We start from the raw sequence: 17,445 nt of genomic DNA, 5'->3' as shown, positions 1-17,445 counted from the left end.
AGTTTTTCATAGAATTTGTATTAGAGCCTTAAGGAAAGCAATATCTCTAACAATTTAGGATTCAAAGCGCCTTTCTTGAGTTCACACTCCCAGATCTTAATAATCCTCCATCCCTGAGAAATAAGATTCATTTCAGCTTTCACATCATTTGAATTATTAGTCTGAATCTTATTCACCCACCACTCCGTCCTTGTCTTGGGCACAACAAAATACTTACACCCCTCATGTCCGTGCCAGAAGCAGCCATGTACAAAAATGACGGTTTTGTATTTAGGTAAAACAATATCCGGTTTACCGGGAAGGTCTTTTACATGGAGGCGGTAACGAAAACCATGGCTATGCAGGAATTTCCGGACCAGCAGCTCAGGCTTGGTGTCCTTGCTGCGGATACGGGACATGTTGTAAGAGCGGATTTCTTTAGAATGAACATCCATGAGTTTATAAACGCTGCAAAGAGAAATTTTATATTAATTATCAGCTGATAAAACAGAATATCCGGGCACGCAACCACCATAAGAAAAAGTGCTTTCATCTGGCATTACGGGTTTCACCTCAATCCTAATTAAAGAATATCCCTCCTCCGCCGCCGCCTTCAAATCTGGGGTTCACCACATTATTAAATAAGGAGCCAAATCGGTAACGAACCCCGAAGCTGGAATAGAAATAATAATTAGAGTCCAGTTGCCTGCGCCGGGTGAGTAAATCTTCGTTAGTAATATCGCCTTTTACAATATTCAGCTGATCTCTCTGGAAAGCATAATAGCCGTTGAAATTGAGCGACAATCCTTTATATAAGCGCAGATCGGTATAAGCCGAAAAGGACAGGTTATTTTTGCTGAGATCGTGAAAATAATGGCCGAATGAAGTTGAACCGCTGATCTGTCCCCATTTCTGGTTATAGCTGATGTCCAGAGAAATACTTTGCTGGAAACGCAGTTCATCCATTTGGAGGAAGATGGTTTCTTCTTTATAATTCAAATATCGCGGTCCCGCTTTATACATTAGGCCCACATAGTGGTTGGTGGATTCCTTGTAAGGAAAAAAATTATATTCAAGAGCGGGTGTTACTGATAAGAATGCATCGTAGTTGCTGTAATCAGAGCGCTGGGCAGATACAAATGCTCCGGCAGATAAATGTTCGCCCAAAGACCACACTGTAGTATTGCTGGCATAATAATTTTTATTGGTAAATCTGTAGGCATCAAGGCCTTCGCCAAAGCGGTTCTTCTCCAGGTTGTAACTGATATTACTTGTTGTTTTATGCTTTTCGCTGATACGCGAAGCAGAGAATCCTGTACTAAAGCTGTTGGAAGAATAATTTTTGTCGCCATTTACATACCCGTTTACACGGAGATTGATTACCCAGAGATTCCAGGGATCTTTTTCGGGAGTTTTTGCTTTAGTGCCTGCAGCTGTATCGCTTTTAAAAGTGATCTGTAAATCCTTTGCTTTTTCGGTTCTTGCGAAATACTTAACCAGACCCAGTTTTAAATGTTGTACCGCCAGTTTACGGTCTTCGTCGTCTGTTGCAGTTGCCTGCCGGATGTAGGACAGTGTATCGTTTACCCCTTTAAATTTATCCTGACCGGCAAACTGCAGTTTATATTCTCTGCCCCCGCTGCCGGTAGATTGAGAAGTTATTAAGATATAAACATTGGCCTGAAAACGATCGTTTACATAATCCACAAAGGTAATCTCCCGCTTTACATAGTCATTGTCGCAGTACGACTGGCAGTCCAGAAAAACGCGAAGATTGTCATTTTTGATAAGCTGGGCAGAAGCGAGATTAACTTGCAGAATACCGAAAAAAGTTAATACAATAAGATAGAAAAATTTCATTGATGGATTTTGAGAGCGCAAAATACCAGAATAATTTAATTAGTTAGAAAATAAATAATTCTAAGAATGAAGGTTGACAATTGTTTCAATTTCTATACGCATTCATTTCAAATACATAAATAATTTTCTGAATTACTTGGAATGAAAAACGTTTACAAATATTTTATATCATAAAAATAATTTAAATTTTATGTTTAGATAATAATTTACTTTATTTTTAATAACTACTAAATAAACATGATATGAAAAAACTATTCACACTTTTAACAATTGCCACATTTTTAATTAGCTCAGGATTCAATGAAAATGAGGAAAAAGGATTATCCAGAGTAAATAAGGTACAGGGAATTGAAGTATACGTCCTTTCAGAACCCTTGAGAGATTATGAAGTGATCAGTGATGTAGGTACCGGAATTAGTACTACGTCAGCTGTGACCGGAGGACTTGTAAATGAAAGCATCGCCGATAAAATTTCATCTTTTGTTAGAAAAGCGATGAAAGAAAATTCCCGGATTGATGCCGTTGTCTACTCATCCGGAAAAAGAATAGTTGGAATACGGTTTAAAGACACAGCAACTCCCACAACCAAAGGTATTGGCCGGGTAAAAAAAATTGGCGGATTAGATGCTTACGTTTTAGCTGAGCCTTTACAGGATTATGAAGTACTTACAAACAAAAGCGGAGGAATTAAGTGGAAGTCAGCCATAACAGGCGGCTTAATCAATAATTCTATAGAAGATGATCTGGAAAAAATGGCTAAGAAAGTCTCGGGCACCGGAACTTCTGTAGATGGTATGATATATTCATCAGGAAAAACTGCTTCAGGATTCAGGTATAGATAAGCGGTTAGATTTATTTTATTAGAAGCCTTTAATTAAAGGCTTCTAATATGTAAAAAATAAAATATTTGCAGAAAAATATCGTGAACTCTAAATCTTCTTAGCTATACCCCAGGGAGGATTATTGTTAAAGCATATTGTCGTACTATTTATACGTCAATCGAAATTGAGAAAACAGTTTATTTATAAAGTTAAAAGCCAGGGTATTGACGTTAAGCGGGACTGTTCGTAAAATTTAGATTATGAGATCGACATCATTTTTTGGTATTTCATTAACTGAAATCATTATTTTAATTATTATTTTGGTAATGGTCGTTACAGCTATTAGATTGCTGTTCGAAACTAAACCCATACACATTCCCTGGCTGATATTTATAATAATCGCCCCGCCCCTCGGGGCTTTTCTTTATATCTTATATCGATTCGTAAAAAATCTTAAATTAAACGTACGAGCCTGATTTCACCAATGTCCGAGTTCCTGTAGAAACCAGACACCTCTAGACAAATCTCAAATCTATTTAGAAACAAAAAAAGCCTTCCTTTCGGAAAGCTTTCAAAGTGCGCCCAGATGGGCTCGAACCATCGACCAAAAGATTATGAGTCTTCTACTCTAACCAACTGAGCTATGGGCGCTGCTTAAACTTGCGTTTTTGCGAATGCAATTTTACGTATTTGCATCGGAATACAAAAATCTAATTCTGAAAAATTAAAATTTCAAAGTTTGAATTTTAATGCATTCATTTTCAATTTATTAAACTTTCAATTTCCTGATTTGCCTGCTTTTTTTCCATCCGAATACGAATATTAAGATTATAAAATATAGGCTTAATCATGAATAGATGATAATTTGCGATATTGCGGCTCAATAAAAAAACAGCATGCCGGCTATTAAAAATATCATATTTGACTACGGGAACGTGATTTTCCTGATAGACTTTAAACGCACTCAGCATAGTTTTACAGAGCTGGGAATTGAAAATGTGGAGCGCTTTTTTGCTCATACCGGTCACGACCCGCTGTTTGATGAATTTGAAAAAGGAATGATCAGTTCTGCAGAATTCAGAGATGGTATACGTCGCATTACTAAAAGTCCGAACCTGACTGATGTACAGATTGATCATGCCTGGAACACCTTATTAATTGGCGTACCGCCGGTCAATCATACTCTTTTATTAAAGGCCAAAGCTAAATACCGTACATTCCTGCTCAGCAATAATAATGCGATCCATTATGAATGGATCATGAATTATCTGAAAGCAGAATATAAGCTGGAATCCAATGAAGTTTTTTTTGAAAAGGATTATTATTCGCACCTCATGAACATGAGGAAACCAAATGCAGATATTTTTGAATTTGTTCTTCAGGAAAATCAGCTTGATCCGGCTGAAACACTTTTTATTGATGACAGTCCGCAACATTTAAAAACCGCCTCAGAGCTGGGGTTTCAGACTCATTTGCTGAGCACTTCACAAACGCTTGAAAGTTTTATGAGCAGTTCGGGACTTCTAAAATAGGCTTCAGAAAAATAAGCGATTTGTTATCTTGTTGCATGGAACAAAAACGATATACCTCGTTAAAACAATTTTATCCATTTTATTTGGATCAGCACCGAAATAGCCGGAGCCGCATATTGCATTTTATTGGCACGGGACTGGTTATTTTGCTTATCCCTGCATCTCTCCTGCTGAACAAACTCTGGCTCTTACTTTTAATTCCTTTTGTAGGATATGGCTTTGCCTGGATGGGTCATTATTTTTTTGAGAAAAACAAACCGGCAACCTTTCAGTATCCGGGTTACAGTCTGGCCAGCGATTTTATTTTATTCTGGGATTTGCTGAGAGGTAAGCAGAAATTTTAAATTTCTGTAGTCAGACCCTTTTTGCTGAACATTTTAGTTCCTTTCGTGTTAAAAGAACATGGAAGAAATTGAAAACGAATTCGAATACGAAAGCCTGGTGGATGCTTTAAATGACTTGAAACAAAAAGGATTTACACACGACTTCAACATCCACAACAATTCTTTAAATAGCAGCCAGAACGATATTGTATTAAGTCCTAAAGACTTTGAAATTGTGAAGGTTTACCGTTTTGAAGGCATGAGCGATCCGGGAGATAATTCTATTTTGTACGCCATATCTTGCCCGAAGCACAATATTAAAGGCACGTTTATAAATGCATACGGTGTATATTCTGATGATATTTCTGAAGAGTTATTAAAAAAATTAAATACTCCTACCCCATCTTAATTTTTCCTTCTCCGCTTTTGTTCCTTGATGATCAGGTTTAATTCCCGTCCCATCTGGCCTGCAATAGAAGTATTTTCCTGAGCTCGGCGAAACAGGTAAGGCAAAACAGCTTTCACCGGACCATAGGGAACATACTTGGCTACATTATATCCGGCATTGGAAAGGTTGAAACTTAAATTGTCGCTCATTCCCAATAGCTGGGAAAAATAAACATGAGGATGATTTGAAGAGATTTCCTTTTCATTCAAAAGATCGGTTAGCAGTCTGCAACTGTTTTCATTATGAGTTCCGGCAACAAATCCGATCTGATCTATATTATTTATACAAAATAAAACAGCTTCGTTGTAATCTTTATCAGTGGCCTCTTTACTGCTGTTAATGGGCGATATATATCCCATATCGGCCGCTCGCTTGCGTTCCTTCTCCATGTATGCGCCCCGAACCAGTTTGGCACCCAAAATAAAATTTTCTGCTTTCGCTTTAGCGGCATCAGCTTTTAAATCCTGCAATTTATCATGACGATATAGCTGATATGTATTTAAAACAATCGGGCTTTCACGGTTATATTTCCGCATCATTTCCATAGCCAGGTCATCAATAGGCTGCTGAATCCATGATTCCTCCGCATCGATCATCACCGGTACATTTGCTTTGAATGCCGATTGGCAAATTTGTGCCGCCCGATTTTTCAGCCTGTTAAATTCTGTTTCTTCATCGGCAGACAATGCATATTTAGCGCTTATCTTTTCAAGCAATCCGAAACGGCCAATGCCCGTAACTTTAAAAACAGTAAGTGGAATTCGGCTGTCGCCGGTTGCACGTTGTATGGTATTTAATATTTCCCGGCAGGTTTCATCAAACACATCCTCCTCTTCGGCACCTTCAACAGAATAATCCAGAATAGATCCTACCGAACCTTTTGAAAGATTTTCAATAGTCTGCTCACATTCTTCGATGGTTTCACCTCCGCAAAAATGGCGAAAAATAGTAGCTTTAATGATGGGTTGTATCGGAAGACCTATCCTTAAAGCGAAATTGGTAATTGGCGGACCAATTTTAGTAAGAAAATTACTGCTGATCATTTTAAATAACCAGTAAGCCCGGTTAAGATCAGTTTGAGACATTCCTTTAAATGCAATTTCGGTATTTTCGAATGACAGGTTTTTAGCTTTTGGCGGCTGAACCTGGGAGGAAGAATTTGCCATGGCCAAATTTAGAAATAATTGCTAATTAATAGCCCTCAAGAGTTTATTTTGTAAGTTTGTTTCATGCTTGAATTTATACTGGAAGGAGAATTTATTCCACTCATACAATTGTTAAAGGCCAGCGGCCTGGTTGAAACCGGCGGACAAGCTCAAACCGTGGTAACCGAAGGACTGGTTAAATGTAATGGCGAAGTTGACTACCGCAAACGGTTAAAAGTTAGAAGAGGTGATGTCATTGAATTTAATGGCCAAAAAATTACGGTGAAATGAAAGCACTCAAAAGCCTCTCCTACACCATCTTTTTCGAAAACTGTCTGAATGAACTGGTTCATTTTCTGTCTGAAAATGCGTATTCTAAAGTACTGGTGCTGGTCGACAGCAATACCGAAAAATATTGCCTGCCCATTTTACAGGAGCATTTAGGCGCTGCATTTCAATTTGACGTAATTGAAGTAGATGCGGGAGAAGAAAACAAAAACATAGATTTTTGCATAGGTATCTGGAAAATGATGATTGATTTCGGAGCCGACAGAAACACTCTTCTTATAAATCTGGGCGGAGGCGTGGTTACTGATATGGGAAGTTTTGCGGCATCTACTTTTAAACGAGGCATTGATTTCGTGCAAATTCCCACTACTTTACTGTCACAGGTTGATGCTTCGGTTGGAGGTAAAACCGGCATTGACATGGATCATGTAAAAAACATTATTGGCACTTTCAGCCAGCCTAAAGCAGTTTTCATTGATCCGGTTTTTTTGAAAACGCTGGATGAGCGGCAGCTTTATTCCGGCTTTGCAGAGATGATCAAACATGGTCTTATTTATGACCGCGGCCTGTTCAATCAGTTAAAAGATTTGAAGCCTTATGAAATCACTTCTGAAATTATTTATCAATCAATACAAATCAAGAATGAGGTGGTGATGGCAGATCCCTTTGAAAAAGGAATCCGTAAAATTCTAAACTTTGGCCATACCATCGGGCATGCACTGGAAAGTTATTCATTAGAAAATGACAAGAATCCGCTTTTACACGGCGAAGCAATTGCCATAGGTTTTATTTGCGAGGCCTATCTTTCTTTCAAACAAAACTCCCTGCCTCAGAATGAACTTTTAGAAATCAGTTCCCTGCTTAATTTGATGTATCCAAAGTATTCATTTAATGAAAAGTGCTTTCCCGATTTACTTTCTATCATGAAAAACGATAAGAAAAATAGTTTAAACCGGATCAATTTTTCATTGTTAAGCAGCATTGGCCATTGCGAAATTGATAAATTTTGTACAGATGATGAAATTTTTGAAAGCTTAAATTATTACCTTAACAGCTAATCAGAGTACATTCAACTGCATTCCAGCTTTCGTTTATTTCAATACAAAAAAAATAAAATTTAAATTTTGGTAAATATTTATTTTTAAGTGTGTACTTTTAACAATAACAACGCAACACAAACATGAGATTTTACAATGCATATTGGTTTGGATTTTATTACTATCAAAGTAATAGTCGGGCCCGTATGCAATAATTTAAATAAAAAATTATAGCAAAAAGTCCCGGCCCAACAGCCGGGACTTTTTTCATTTACAGCCATATGGAGAAAAAAAGAATTGCTATTCAGGGTATCAGAGCCTCTTTTCATGAAGAAGCTGCATTTAAATTTTTCGGTGAGAATATCGAAACGGTAGAATGCAACTCATTTAAACAAACCTGTGAAACGCTGAAAAATAAGGATGCGGATTTTGTGGTAATGGCAATTGAAAATTCTATTGCCGGAAGTTTGCTCCCGAATTATTCCTTACTGCGGGAGTATAATTTCCCCATTGTAGGCGAAGTGTATCTCCCTATCCAGCTGCATTTACTGGCTCTGCCGGGAGTTAAGTTTGAGGATATCAAATATGTTCAATCGCACCCGATAGCCATCCGCCAGTGCAATGATTTTTTTGACGAATTTCCGCATTTACAGGTTATCGAAAGCAATGATACAGCCGCATGCGCCAAACTAATCCGGGAAGAACAACTGACTGATACCGTAGCCATTGCCAACAAGCTGGCCGCAAAACTCTATAACCTGGAGATTATGGAGCGGAGGATAGAATCAAACAAGAAAAATTATACACGGTTTTTGATTCTTGCACCAAAATCTAACGGAGATGTGTCTATTAATAAAGCCTCACTATGCTTTCAGGTGGGTAACGATGCCGGCTCACTGGCCAAAGTGCTGAATGTTTTTGCTGATCATAGAATCAATCTGAGCAAAATACAATCGATGCCTGTTTTAGGTAAACGGAACGAATACAATTTCTATGTGGATATTGAGTGGGCAGATCAGCCCGATTATGATAGCTCTATCCGCAAAGTGCTCAGGCATACCGTAAATTTTACCATCATGGGCGAGTATCTTAAAAACGATACGGTCTGAATAAAATATTTGTCACTTATCTAAACTTAAAAAACACTCCTATGAAATTGAATCTAGACATACAACCCATCAGCAGCTGGTTAAATTTAAAAAATGAGCCTTTGTTAATTGCGGGTCCATGCAGCGCTGAGACTGAAGACCAGCTTCTGGCTACCGCACATTTACTGGCAAAAACCGGAAAAGTTTCTGTACTGCGAGCCGGAATCTGGAAGCCACGCACTCGTCCCGGCGAATTTGAAGGGATCGGAAACATAGGCTTACAATGGCTGAAAAGAGCAAAAGAAGAAACAGGTTTACCCATAGCCGTTGAAGTTGCCACGGCCAAACATGTTGAAGAAGCTCTTGCGGCCGGCATAGATATTCTTTGGATTGGAGCCCGTTCTACTGTAAATCCATTTACCGTTCAGGAAATTGCTGATGCCTTGCAGGGCGTAGATATCCCGGTGATGATAAAAAACCCGATTAACCCGGATGTATCGCTTTGGATTGGCGCTTTAGAGCGGATAAACAACGCCGGTATTAAGAAACTGGCAGCCATTCATCGCGGTTTTTCATCTTATGAGAAAACGGCTTTCCGCAACGAACCAATGTGGGAACTTGCCATCCAGCTGAAAACATTATGTCCCGAACTGCCGATTATCAATGATCCGAGTCATATCTGCGGAAACCGCGAACTGATTCCTTATATTTCTCAAAAAGCATTGGATCTGGATATGCAGGGATTAATGATCGAATCACACTTTGATCCATCCGTAGCCTGGACCGATGCCAAACAGCAGTTAACACCATCTGCACTTTCAGATCTGATGGAAATCTTAACGCTTCGTAAACCTGAATCAAAGGACAAAGAATTTTCTGACAAGCTGGCTGAATTAAGAAAAAATATTGATAAGATTGATGATCAGATCATCCAGAAAATGGCCGAGAGAATGCAGATAGTGCAGCAAATAGGCGAATATAAACGAGACAACGGCGTTACCATTTTACAGGTTAACCGCTGGGATGAGATCATGAATAAGAGAAATGATTTTGCAAAAGCGCTAAAGCTCGACCTGAATTTTACCGGCAAATTACTTGAGCTGATTCATTCTGAGTCCATCAGAAAACAAACTGAAATTATGAATGCTAAAACTCAGGTGGAAGTAAAATAGATGAATACGATTCAAATTTCGGCGGCGAGCAAAGATATTAAATGCACTATTGAACTTACGGGATCGAAAAGTGAGAGTAACCGGGCACTGATCCTGAACGCTTTAAGTAAGAATGTAGTTCAGGTTAAAAATTTATCCACTGCTGCGGATACAGTTACACTGGATCAGATCCTTAAAACTGAGATTTCAACTGATAATACTACACTTGATGTAGGTCCTGCAGGTACAGCCATGCGTTTTTTAACCGCTTATGCTTCGGCTCAAAATTCGGAAGTTGTTCTTACAGGTTCTGAGCGAATGCTGCAAAGACCTGTTAAAATTTTAGTGGATGCATTGAGAGAAATTGGTGCAAACATAGATTACCTGGGAGTGGACGGATTTCCGCCCTTAAAAATAAAAGGTCCTTTAGTTAAGCAAAAAAGCAGCATTTCTGTTAAAGGAGATATCAGCAGTCAGTATATTTCTGCCTTGCTGCTTATAGCTCCTACTCTGGATCAGGGATTGGAGCTCCGGATAAGCGGCGAACTAACTTCGATGCCGTATGTAGAAATGACTTTAGCCATGCTTGAGCAGGCGGGAATTAAATCTGACTGGCAGGAAAACCGGATACAGATAGACCGGCAGGACTTCAAGCCTTCTACCTTGAGTATTGAACCCGACTGGAGCGCAGCTTCTTACTGGTATGCCATCGCCGCCTTATCAGATTCGGCTGAAATCTTTCTTCCGGGATTAACGCAATATAGTTTGCAGGGCGACAGCCGCATTACGGAGATAATGGCCAATTTCGGAATTACTTCTCAATTTATTAACGACGGGGTGTTACTCACCAAAGAGAACAAAAAACTGGAGCGCAGAATATTTGACTTTAAAGATTGTCCTGATTTGGCCCAAACGGTTATTGTTTGTTGTGCGGCATTGGGCCATGATGCCAGCTTTACCGGACTGGAAACCTTAAAAATTAAAGAAACAGACCGGGTAAAGGCCTTGCAAACAGAACTTCAAAAAATCGGCGTTAAGCTGATTGAAAAAAATCTTACCTGCAAACTGGATTGTTCAGGTCTTAAATTTCCTGAAAAACTTAAAGTCAGCACTTATGAGGATCATCGCATGGCCATGGCATTTGCGCCCCTGGCATTGCTGATTCCGGAATTAGAAATTGAAGATCCTCAGGTGGTAGAAAAATCTTACCCCGGTTTCTGGAATGATCTGGAAAAAGCGGGTTTTAGAATAAAATAAGATTTAATATATTAAATCTGAGATTCGGGAATCTATATTTTTTAACTATTATTAAACTAATTAGGATTTGGGGTCCGGAGTACAATATCTCATATCTCACATCTCTCATCTAAATAACATGGCAGGCAATTCCTTCGGGCAATTATTTCGTATCACAACATTCGGAGAATCTCATGGTGAAGCCATCGGGGTAATTCTTGACGGATGTCCTTCAAACCTTGAGATTGACCTTGACTTTATCCAGTCTGAAATGGACAAACGTAAGCCCGGACAATCAAAAATTACTACCCAAAGAAAAGAAAGCGACACTGTACAGATTCTTTCGGGAGTTTTTGAAGGGAGATCTACCGGAACGCCCATTGCCATGATCATCCCGAATGAAGATCAGCGATCCAAAGATTATTCACATATTAAAGATACCTACCGCCCCTCTCACGCTGATTTTACTTACGATGCCAAATATGGCAACCGTGATTATCGCGGAGGCGGCAGATCTTCTGCCAGGGAAACAGCCGCACGTGTGGCTGCCGGGGCCATTGCTAAACTGCTTTTAGCACAGCATGGAATTGAGATATTTGCGCACGTTTCATCTGTAGGAAGTTTAAATGCGCCTAACCTGGAAAATCTGCCGTTAACTGATTTACTGGAAGCCAGGGAAAATAACATCGTACGATGTACCGATCCGGCTTCAGCGAATCAAATGATTGAACTGATTGAAAAAACAAGGAAATCCGGAGATACCATTGGCGGTAAAATTTCTGGTGTGATTCGCAACTGTCCGGTCGGACTTGGCGAACCTGTTTTTGATAAGCTTCACGCCGATTTAGGAAAAGCAATGCTGAGTATTAATGCAGTTCATGGCTTTGAATACGGATCAGGCTTTTCCGGCTCAGAGATGTTTGGTTCAGAACATAATGATCTCCTGATTCCAAATTCCTCTGCCGATGAGACCGGTAATTATAAAACTTTAACAAATTTTTCAGGAGGTGTACAGGGCGGAATTTCTAATGGGATGGATATTACTTTTAAAGTTGCTTTTAAACCTGTAGCCACAATTATGCAGAGCCAGGCTACAGTTAATTCATCCGGCGAAGCTGCAGAAATTAAAGGAAAAGGCAGACACGACCCCTGCGTTGTGCCCCGGGCCGTGGCTATTGTTGAAGCTATGGCAGCTTTGGTTATTGCCGATCACTTTTTAAGAAACAAAACCAGCCGTATCTGAAATGAGAACTATACTTACATTCCTGTTCATTTTGCTATGCAATTTTTCTTCTTATGCGCAGGAAATAAATCAGGGCAGCTATTCTCAGCAAATTAAAAAGCATCGTCAGGAATATAAAGATGATTTTTTGAAGGAAACCAGGTCGCCGCTGCTAAAAAATGATCTTTCAAAACTTCGCTTTTACAAACCGGATGAAAATTATTCTGTAAATGCAGCAGTTGAAATCCTGCAGGATCAGCAGGTTTTTAAAATGCTAACCTTCGACGGTTCCGCCAAACAGTATGTTCGTTATGCGCTATTGAAATTTAAACTGCAGGGTGCAGATCAAATATTAACACTCTACCAGAGCATCGCATTGAAAGATAACGAACAGTATAAAGATTATCTGTTCCTTCCTTTTACCGATCTGACTAACGCTTCTTCCACCTATGGCGGCGGACGTTATATCGATCTTAAGATAAAAGATATTTCCTCAGGGAATTTTCAACTCGATTTTAACAAAGCTTATAATCCATACTGTGCGTACAGCAGCGGCTACAGCTGCCCTATTCCCCCCGAGGAAAATGACATAAAAATTGCTGTTAAGGCCGGAGAAAAGAAGTTTGCGGGAACAAAAAAATGAAGGGAACCCGCAATCTCATGAATGAAAAGCTATTGCTACTATGTTGGAGATACCGCGTCGGCCCGGTAAGACTTGTGGTTGGGTCTGCGTTTTTGTCATTGCGGGCTTGACCCGCAATCTCATGAATGAAAGCTATTGCACTATGTCAGGGTTACCGGGTCGGGCCCGGTATGACACGTGTGGTTGGGTCTGCGTTTTTGTCATTGCGGGCCTGACCCGCAATCTCATGAATGAATGGCTATTGCACTATGTTGGAGTTACCGGGTCGGGCCCGGTATGACATTAGAATGCAAATACCGGGATGGCCCCGGTATGACAGGCTTTAAATTCATGAATACAATTCAGGGAATTTATCCGGATCTGAATCAGTCATCATCTTATAAACTGTTTCAATTACATCATCAACCGAAGGTTTTGTAAAATAATCACCATCCGAACCGTAAGGCGGGCGGTGAGCTTTTGCGGTTAATGTTACCGGTTGCGCATCCAGGTGGAAATAACCTTTCTGATTTTCTAAAATCTGCTGCAATATGTACGCAGAACCACCTCCCGGAACATCTTCATCAACAACCAGTAACTTATTGGTTCTCTTTAATGAGTCGCCGCAAAGATGATCAGTATCAAACGGAAGTAAGGTTTGCGAATCAACAATCTCTATTGAAATCCCCAGTTTCTCCAGTTCATCAGCCGCTTCCTGAACTATCCGTAAAGTAGATCCGTAAGAAACGATCGTAATATCGGTACCTTCCCGGAGCAACTCTGCTTTTCCCAAGGGAACAGTAAAATCGCTAATATTAGAAGGCAAACGTTCTTTGAGGCGATACCCGTTCAGACATTCAATAACCAATGCAGGTTCATCCCCCCGAAGCAGAGTATTGTACATGCCGGCAGCCTGGGTCATATTCCTGGGAACACAAACGTGCATGCCGCGTAAAGAATTGATGATCATACCCAGCGGTGAGCCAGAGTGCCAGATTCCTTCCAACCGGTGACCGCGGGTGCGGATAATTACAGGTGCTTTTTGTCCTGCTTTGGTTCTGTAACTTAATGTAGCCAGATCATCACTCAAAATATTAATGGCAAAAAGCAGATAATCAAGATATTGAATTTCGGCAATTGGTTTTAAGCCTCGCATAGCCAAACCTATCCCCTGACCAGCAATGGTCATTTCCCGGATTCCGGTATCTGTAATTCTTAATGTGCCGTATTTATCCTGCAAACCTGCAAAACCCTGGTTAACATCACCAATATGACCCAAATCTTCACCGAAGGCAATAATTCTTGGATCGCGACTAAAATGAGCATCAAAACACGCATTTAAAATCTCTCTGCCGTCCATCATTTTCGAATCCGAATCAAATTCGGCAGGCACCGCAGAAATATTTAAAGGACTTTCAGAAGAACCTGTAAAAAGTTTAGAGTTAAAGCGGTCGAAATTCTGCTCACTTTCTTCTTTATACCATTGCATCAGTTTCTCCTTTGCGGGAGATTCATCAGAACGCAGTAACCGTATGGCTTTTCTTACTGTGCTGTTAACATCTTTACGGGTTGGATCTGTAATGGACTTTAGTATTTGAGAAAGAAGTTTAACTTCATCATGCTCTACCGCATTTAATAAACTGATAGCAGATTCCGCTTCATTTTTTATTCCGGCATTAAAATCTGCCCATGCTTTTTTCTGGCAGTTACGCACATATACTTTTGCCTCTGTTTCCAGTTCTGTTAATACATCTTCGGTAGCAATGGCCGAATCAAGCATCCACTGGCGCATTTGCAAAATGCAATCGTATTCAAGCTCCCAGCTTAAGCGGTCTTTTGATTTATACCGCTCATGCGAACCCGAAGTAGAATGACCCTGTGGCTGCGTCATTTCGATCACATGGATCATTACCGGAACATGCTGCTCACGGCAAATCTGAATGGCTTTTTCATAAGTCTCGCAAAGTCCGGGATAATCCCAGCCTTTAACTTTAAAAATTTCATATCCCTGACCTTTTTCATCCCGCTGGAAACCTTTTAATATTTCGGAAATATCCTGCTTAGTGGTCTGGTATTCTGATGGAACAGAAATTCCGAATGCGTCATCCCAAATAGAAATTGCCATTGGTATCTGCAAAACTCCGGCGGCATTAATAGCTTCAAAAAATACACCTTCAGAAGTAGAGGCATTGCCTATAGTTCCGAAAGCAACCTCGTTTCCGTTTGAAGAAAAATTCTTTAAATAGTCAAGTTCCGGATTGTTGCGGAATAATTTTGATGCATAGGCAAGACCCAGCAAACGGGCCATTTGTCCGCCGGTAGGCGAAATATCTGCAGAACAATTTTTGATGGCCGTTAAATCTTTCCAGCTTCCATCCTCATTTAGCGTACGGGTGGCATAATGCCCGTTCATCTGCCTTCCGGCCGAAGAGGGTTCTGCTTTTTCGTCAGGATGAGCGTATAACTGAGCAAAAAATTCGCTGATGTTAGACATCCCGGTAGCAAACATAAATGTCTGATCGCGGTAATACCCCGACCTCCAGTCACCATTTTTGAAGGCTTTTGCCATAGCCAGCTGGGCTACTTCTTTGCCGTCGCCGAAGATTCCGAATTTAGCTTTACCTGTTAAAACTTCCTTCCTCCCCAGTAAACTTGCCTGGCGACTTTCGTATGCTATTTTATAATCCGCGATAATAATGGACTTAAAATCGTCAAAACTAAGTTCAGTACCGGTTACCGGGTTGCTTTCTTTTACTTCTGATAGTGACATAGAGAATGGTTAGTTTGGTCAAAAATAACAAAAGCCAGCATGAAATGAAGTTTTGCTACTGTAATTATTCATAATGAATCTGATTAATTACATATCGTAACTCTAACTTGCAATCTTTCGTTAAAATTTGAATATTTGGAATACTTTTTGAATTAACTAATTAATTACATTTGTATAATTATAAACTTAGAATGAAAAAATTTTTTACATTATGTGCAGTAGTTATTGGCTTTATCGCCTTTACTGCCATGCAGACAGATAATAAGGCCGTTTTTAAGTTTGAAAAAGAGACCCATGATTTCGGTAAAATTCCTCAGGGGAAACCTGTAAGCTTTGAATTTAAATTTACCAATTCCGGTGAAGAGCCTTTAATTATATCTAACGTAGAATCTACCTGTGGTTGTACAGTTCCGGTATATACTAAAACTCCTATTTTAAAAGGACAGAGCGGTATTATCACTGTTACGTTTAATGCGGCAAGTGCCCAGGCTTTTTCAAAAGCTGTTACTATTAAATCAAACGCCCGTACGCCTGTTAAACTTTTGTACATTAAAGGTGAAGTTGTAGCCAATTAATCTTTTTTAAATAATTATTTAAAACCTCTCCATCATACGGAGAGGTTTTTTATTTTTGCAGCCTATGCCAAAAATATCAAGCAAGGGCGAGCACATGCCTGCCTCTCCCATCCGTAAATTAACGCCTTATGCAGATCAGGCCAAACGTGAAGGTAAAAAAGTATATCATCTGAATATCGGTCAGCCGGATATAGAAACGCCCGAAGGAATGCTGAACGCGATTAAAAATATTGATTTTAAGGTGTGGGCTTATACCGCTTCTGAGGGAACCTTAACTTACCGGAGCAAGCTTGCCGAATATTACAATAAACTAAATTACAATATCAGCCCTGAAAATGTACTGGTTACCAATGGCGGATCTGAAGCCATCACCATTGCTATGGGCGCATGCCTTGATCCTGGTGATGAGGTGATTATTCCGGAGCCGTTTTATGCAAATTATAACGGTTTTGCATGCATGAGCGACCTGGTTGTAAAACCAATTTTATCTCATATAGAAAACGGATTTGCGCTTCCGCCGATCAACGAATTTGAAAAGCTGATCACGGATAAAACAAAAGCAATACTGATTTGCAATCCCAATAATCCAACAGGATATCTTTATTCCCGAGAGGAGCTGGAAGAGCTGAAAAAGCTATGCTTGAAATATGATCTTTTCTTATTCTCTGACGAAGCTTACCGCGAATTCTGTTATGACGGAAAAGAATTTATTTCGCCGATGTTTTTGAGCGGGCTGGATGAAAATGTGGTGGTGATGGATACCGTTTCTAAACGCTATAGTGCTTGTGGCGCCCGCCTGGGATGCCTGATCACAAAGAACAAAGCTGTGATGGCGGCTTCCTTAAAGTTTGCACAAGCCAGACTTAGTCCGGGTATGGTGGCGCAAATAGCCGGAACGGCCGCTGTTGATACTCCAGATTCCTATTTCCAGGAAGTAAATAAAGAATACAGTGAACGCCGGGATATTCTTGTAAAATCCCTTAACCAGATTGAAGGTGTTTATTGTCCGAATCCGGGTGGCGCCTTTTATGTGGTTGCTAAATTTCCAATAGATAACTCCGACAAATTCTGCCAGTGGATGCTGGAGGACTTTGAATATGACAATCAGACAGTTATGATGGCTCCTGCTACCGGATTTTACAGCTCTGCGGCAGCCGGAACACAGGAAGTTCGCTTGGCATATGTTTTGAATAAAGAAGATTTGAAGAACGCAATGATCTGCCTTCAAAAGGCTCTGGAAGTTTATCCGGGCAGGGTTATCAATTAAGAGTTGAGAATTAACAGGTAAGAATTAGTTTTATTTGTAAGTTTGCAAACGGCAGGGTCTTAAGCTTCGGCTTTTGATCAT

Annotated in this window: 17 protein-coding genes and 1 tRNA gene; 13 read left to right on the top strand and 5 right to left on the bottom strand. The window is 40.0% G+C overall.

The features are described from left to right. Nucleotides 1-20 precede the first annotated feature (20 nt). Both G521_RS0114910 and G521_RS17910 read right to left on the bottom strand, forming a co-directional pair. Nucleotides 21-434 carry a very short patch repair endonuclease gene (locus tag G521_RS0114910; RefSeq protein ID WP_026899233.1) on the bottom strand — a complete coding sequence of 138 codons (414 nt, stop codon included), beginning with the start codon at nt 432-434 and terminating at the stop codon, nt 21-23. A 124-nt stretch (nt 435-558) separates the two neighbouring features. Continuing rightward, nucleotides 559-1,839, bottom strand: a complete 1,281-nt coding sequence (locus G521_RS17910; RefSeq protein ID WP_051189785.1) for a hypothetical protein — start codon at nt 1,837-1,839, stop codon at nt 559-561. Nucleotides 1,840-2,081: 242 nt separating this feature from the next. On the opposite strand from G521_RS17910, the gene G521_RS0114900 reads away from it, so the two are divergent. Next, a complete protein-coding gene (locus G521_RS0114900) occupies nt 2,082-2,681 on the top strand; it encodes a hypothetical protein (protein WP_026899232.1) in 600 nt (199 codons plus the stop codon). A 556-nt stretch (nt 2,682-3,237) separates the two neighbouring features. Here G521_RS0114900 and G521_RS0114895 read toward each other — a convergent pair. Further along, nucleotides 3,238-3,311, bottom strand: a tRNA-Ile gene (locus tag G521_RS0114895). 245 nt (nt 3,312-3,556) lie between these two features. Between G521_RS0114895 and G521_RS0114885 the strand changes: the two genes are divergently transcribed. Genes G521_RS0114885 through G521_RS0114875 form a run of 3 tightly spaced genes read left to right on the top strand, consistent with a single transcriptional unit; the run spans nt 3,557 to nt 4,924 of the window. Continuing rightward, complete coding sequence (locus G521_RS0114885) at nt 3,557-4,192, top strand: HAD family hydrolase (protein ID WP_026899231.1); 636 nt, start codon at nt 3,557-3,559, stop codon at nt 4,190-4,192. A gap of 35 nt (nt 4,193-4,227) precedes the next feature. Next, nucleotides 4,228-4,536, top strand: a complete 309-nt coding sequence (locus tag G521_RS0114880) for a DUF962 domain-containing protein (RefSeq protein ID WP_026899230.1) — start codon at nt 4,228-4,230, stop codon at nt 4,534-4,536. A gap of 58 nt (nt 4,537-4,594) precedes the next feature. Next, the gene (locus tag G521_RS0114875) at nt 4,595-4,924 is read left to right on the top strand and encodes a hypothetical protein (protein WP_036679462.1); all 330 of its coding nucleotides are present in this window, start codon (nt 4,595-4,597) and stop codon (nt 4,922-4,924) included. Here the strand turns inward: G521_RS0114875 and G521_RS0114870 are convergent. Further along, nucleotides 4,921-6,129, bottom strand: coding sequence for a proline dehydrogenase family protein (locus G521_RS0114870; protein WP_026899228.1), 1,209 nt, complete (start codon nt 6,127-6,129; stop codon nt 4,921-4,923). The genes G521_RS0114875 and G521_RS0114870 overlap by 4 nt on opposite strands. Nucleotides 6,130-6,192: 63 nt before the next feature. Between G521_RS0114870 and G521_RS0114865 the strand changes: the two genes are divergently transcribed. From G521_RS0114865 to G521_RS0114835, 7 genes are all read left to right on the top strand, one after another. Further along, a complete protein-coding gene (locus G521_RS0114865; protein WP_026899227.1) occupies nt 6,193-6,399 on the top strand; it encodes an RNA-binding S4 domain-containing protein in 207 nt (68 codons plus the stop codon). Next, nucleotides 6,396-7,454 (top strand): 3-dehydroquinate synthase, encoded by a 1,059-nt coding sequence (gene aroB / locus G521_RS0114860; protein WP_026899226.1) that lies wholly within the window; start codon nt 6,396-6,398, stop codon nt 7,452-7,454. Before G521_RS0114865 ends, aroB begins: the two co-directional genes overlap by 4 nt. A gap of 260 nt (nt 7,455-7,714) precedes the next feature. Further along, complete coding sequence (locus G521_RS0114855) at nt 7,715-8,542, top strand: prephenate dehydratase (protein ID WP_026899225.1); 828 nt, start codon at nt 7,715-7,717, stop codon at nt 8,540-8,542. A gap of 41 nt (nt 8,543-8,583) precedes the next feature. Next, nucleotides 8,584-9,693, top strand: coding sequence for a chorismate mutase (locus G521_RS0114850; protein ID WP_026899224.1), 1,110 nt, complete (start codon nt 8,584-8,586; stop codon nt 9,691-9,693). Beyond that, nucleotides 9,694-10,929, top strand: a complete 1,236-nt coding sequence (aroA, locus tag G521_RS0114845) for a 3-phosphoshikimate 1-carboxyvinyltransferase (protein WP_026899223.1) — start codon at nt 9,694-9,696, stop codon at nt 10,927-10,929. It begins immediately after the preceding gene. Nucleotides 10,930-11,047: 118 nt separating this feature from the next. Beyond that, the gene (gene aroC, locus G521_RS0114840) at nt 11,048-12,151 is read left to right on the top strand and encodes a chorismate synthase (protein ID WP_026899222.1); all 1,104 of its coding nucleotides are present in this window, start codon (nt 11,048-11,050) and stop codon (nt 12,149-12,151) included. Nucleotide 12,152: 1 nt separating this feature from the next. Further along, nucleotides 12,153-12,773 carry a DUF1684 domain-containing protein gene (locus G521_RS0114835; protein WP_026899221.1) on the top strand — a complete coding sequence of 207 codons (621 nt, stop codon included), beginning with the start codon at nt 12,153-12,155 and terminating at the stop codon, nt 12,771-12,773. A gap of 328 nt (nt 12,774-13,101) precedes the next feature. Here the strand turns inward: G521_RS0114835 and G521_RS0114830 are convergent, their stop codons facing one another. Continuing rightward, complete coding sequence (locus G521_RS0114830; RefSeq protein ID WP_026899220.1) at nt 13,102-15,522, bottom strand: thiamine pyrophosphate-dependent enzyme; 2,421 nt, start codon at nt 15,520-15,522, stop codon at nt 13,102-13,104. Nucleotides 15,523-15,713: 191 nt separating this feature from the next. Here G521_RS0114830 and G521_RS0114825 point away from each other — a divergent pair, with 191 nt between their 5' ends. Both G521_RS0114825 and G521_RS0114820 read left to right on the top strand, forming a co-directional pair. Beyond that, on the top strand, nt 15,714-16,097 hold the full coding sequence (locus tag G521_RS0114825; protein ID WP_026899219.1) for a DUF1573 domain-containing protein: 384 nt from the start codon (nt 15,714-15,716) through the stop codon (nt 16,095-16,097). A 64-nt stretch (nt 16,098-16,161) separates the two neighbouring features. Then, the gene (locus G521_RS0114820; protein ID WP_026899218.1) at nt 16,162-17,364 is read left to right on the top strand and encodes a pyridoxal phosphate-dependent aminotransferase; all 1,203 of its coding nucleotides are present in this window, start codon (nt 16,162-16,164) and stop codon (nt 17,362-17,364) included. Nucleotides 17,365-17,445: the final 81 nt, after the last annotated feature.

This window comes from Daejeonella oryzae DSM 19973 (assembly GCF_000422945.1).
In the GTDB taxonomy this organism is placed as follows: Bacteria; Bacteroidota; Bacteroidia; order Sphingobacteriales; family Sphingobacteriaceae; genus Daejeonella; species Daejeonella oryzae.
This window is presented reverse-complemented; position numbering and strand designations above follow the sequence as displayed.

Coding starts and splice junctions, on each gene's coding strand:
- G521_RS0114820 (WP_026899218.1), top strand. CDS start 16,162: ATGCCAAAAATATCAAGCAAGGGCGAGCACATGCCTGCCTCTCCCATC.
- G521_RS0114865 (WP_026899227.1), top strand. CDS start 6,193: ATGCTTGAATTTATACTGGAAGGAGAATTTATTCCACTCATACAATTG.
- G521_RS0114830 (WP_026899220.1), bottom strand. CDS start 15,522: ATGTCACTATCAGAAGTAAAAGAAAGCAACCCGGTAACCGGTACTGAA.
- G521_RS0114880 (WP_026899230.1), top strand. CDS start 4,228: ATGGAACAAAAACGATATACCTCGTTAAAACAATTTTATCCATTTTAT.
- G521_RS0114910 (WP_026899233.1), bottom strand. CDS start 434: ATGGATGTTCATTCTAAAGAAATCCGCTCTTACAACATGTCCCGTATC.
- G521_RS0114850 (WP_026899224.1), top strand. CDS start 8,584: ATGAAATTGAATCTAGACATACAACCCATCAGCAGCTGGTTAAATTTA.
- G521_RS17910 (WP_051189785.1), bottom strand. CDS start 1,839: ATGAAATTTTTCTATCTTATTGTATTAACTTTTTTCGGTATTCTGCAA.
- G521_RS0114900 (WP_026899232.1), top strand. CDS start 2,082: ATGAAAAAACTATTCACACTTTTAACAATTGCCACATTTTTAATTAGC.
- G521_RS0114825 (WP_026899219.1), top strand. CDS start 15,714: ATGAAAAAATTTTTTACATTATGTGCAGTAGTTATTGGCTTTATCGCC.
- aroA (WP_026899223.1), top strand. CDS start 9,694: ATGAATACGATTCAAATTTCGGCGGCGAGCAAAGATATTAAATGCACT.
- G521_RS0114870 (WP_026899228.1), bottom strand. CDS start 6,129: ATGGCAAATTCTTCCTCCCAGGTTCAGCCGCCAAAAGCTAAAAACCTG.
- G521_RS0114885 (WP_026899231.1), top strand. CDS start 3,557: ATGCCGGCTATTAAAAATATCATATTTGACTACGGGAACGTGATTTTC.
- aroB (WP_026899226.1), top strand. CDS start 6,396: ATGAAAGCACTCAAAAGCCTCTCCTACACCATCTTTTTCGAAAACTGT.
- G521_RS0114835 (WP_026899221.1), top strand. CDS start 12,153: ATGAGAACTATACTTACATTCCTGTTCATTTTGCTATGCAATTTTTCT.
- aroC (WP_026899222.1), top strand. CDS start 11,048: ATGGCAGGCAATTCCTTCGGGCAATTATTTCGTATCACAACATTCGGA.
- G521_RS0114855 (WP_026899225.1), top strand. CDS start 7,715: ATGGAGAAAAAAAGAATTGCTATTCAGGGTATCAGAGCCTCTTTTCAT.
- G521_RS0114875 (WP_036679462.1), top strand. CDS start 4,595: ATGGAAGAAATTGAAAACGAATTCGAATACGAAAGCCTGGTGGATGCT.